Source organism: Pseudoflavonifractor sp. SW1122 (genome assembly GCF_012027765.1).
GTDB classification, from domain to species: domain Bacteria; phylum Bacillota; class Clostridia; order Oscillospirales; family Oscillospiraceae; genus Enterenecus; species Enterenecus faecium.
The window spans coordinates 1-1,938 of record NZ_SJOS01000092.1; the positions used below are offsets into that span (position 1 = coordinate 1).

Sequence of the window (1,938 nt, forward strand, 5' to 3'; positions counted from 1 at the left end):
AATCGAGTAGGAGGCTACCCATTAGTTGAGTAGCCGTCCTCTCACACCACCGTGCATACCGTTCGGTACACGGCGGTTCAATCGCATAAGTGCTGTTTACGAATTTGCTTGTACTGCGCCGGAAAATCGTAATATCCGGCCAGTGCGAGCTTTTCGTTTGTAATAGAGCGGCAGAGAATTCCGCTTCCAGCTACTCTCCAGTAGCCCAAGCGGGTATTCCCCCATTGGTAGGCCTGCCACGCAGGGATGCCTAACTTCTTTAGGTTTTGCACCCTGGTTTTCGGCTTCTTCCATTGCTTCCAGATGTACATGCGGATTCTGCGCCGCAACCATTCATTCCAGCGTTGAAGGATGCGCTTCATATCGGCAATATAGAAGTACCCAATCCATCCTCGGATGAATTCCTTCACCTTTGCCATCACCGTGCGCACATTTCTACCCAGGCTTCTGCTGGTCAGTTCTTTCAGCTTCCGTTTCGCTTTCTGTAGGGAATTTCTATGAACTCGGATATATACGCCTCGTCCATCCTTTCCCAGGCAGCAGCCCAGAAACTTAAAGTTACGGTTGGAGAAAAGGCTAACTACCTTGCTCTTTTGAAGATTCATCGTCAGCTTCAGCCTTCCTTCCAAGAACTTTCGGCAGGATTCCAGCATGTGCTCCGCTGCCCGTTTGCTTTTGGTCACCACCACGATGTCATCCGCATAGCGAACCACCTTCACACCCCGTCTGGTCATCTCCTGGTCAAACTCGTTCAGGTAGATGTTTGCTAACAGCGGAGATAGAGGGCCTCCCTGTGGAGAACCTTCTCTTGTTCTGGTTATGACTCCGTTTTCCATGACGCCGGCTTTCAGATACCTCTTAATCAGCCCCGTCACCCGTTTATCGTGGATTTGTTTCCGCAGCAGTTCCATCAGCAATTCGTGATTCAGCGTGTCGAAATACTTGGACAAGTCCACTTCTACTGCGTAGGTGTAGCCTTGCTCTGCGTATTTCTTTACCTGGCGCACAGCCTGCTGTCCGCTCCTTCTCGGGCGGTAGCCATAGCTTGCGTCCGAAAACAGCGGTTCATAGATTGGCTGTATCTGTTGGGCAATGGCTTGCTGGATGATTCGGTCTACCACCGTTGGGATACCCAGCTTGCGCACACCTCCATCTGGTTTGGGGATTTCCTTTCGCCGCACGGGAGATGGGGTGTATTTCCCTTCCCGAATGCTTTGAAGCAATTCTGCTCTATGTTCCTGCAACCACGGCAACGCCTGCTCTACGGTCATCCTGTCGATGCCAGGTGCTCCGTGATTGCCCTTGACCTGCTTGTAGGCTCTGTTCAGGTTGTTTCTGTCCAGAATCCGCTCCAGCAGGTTCTCTGCACCGTCTCTTTCTTTCCCTTCCCCAGGGCTGGCACTCGGCACTTTTGCATACTCTTCACGTTCCACGCTATCCCTCTGCACGAAGCCCTTTCGGTATTTTGCTGTCATGGCACCAGTCCTCCTTCCGGTCTTTACTCAAGACTTACGATTGTTCGGCCCTTCCCGTTTTTTTTTTTTTTTTTTTTCCGGTACTATGGCCTCTGCTGACTTCTTACGGCAAGCTTTACTCCGCAGGTTCGGATTTTTTTTTTCCCTACTTCTACGTCCGTAAGACCTCCCCGGGTAAGAGCAATAACCTTCCTCCCATATATCTGCCGCATTTACACTGCAAAGTTCGGGCAGTATTGGACTTTGTCTTGGTTAGCAGACTCGTCCGCTTTGCATTGCCTCATATGCGATTTCTGTTCGTCAGACCGGGAGTTTGCCCGTGTCGGCACTTCGCAGCCTCCACATCCGGCTTCCTTCAGATTCCACCTCACGATGGACACCCTTGCCTTCGGCTAACAGTTCCTACTGCCAAGTCTGTAGTGGACTTTCACCACCAAGTTATTGCCCATGCCGGGCGCACTAA

At 51.3% G+C, this 1,938-nt stretch carries 1 protein-coding gene; it reads right to left on the reverse strand.

The annotated features are described in order from the left end of the window. Positions 1-77 precede the first annotated feature (77 nt). Complete coding sequence (gene ltrA, locus E0L15_RS12115; RefSeq protein ID WP_168125801.1) at positions 78-1,475, reverse strand: group II intron reverse transcriptase/maturase; 1,398 nt, start codon at positions 1,473-1,475, stop codon at positions 78-80. Positions 1,476-1,938: the final 463 nt, after the last annotated feature.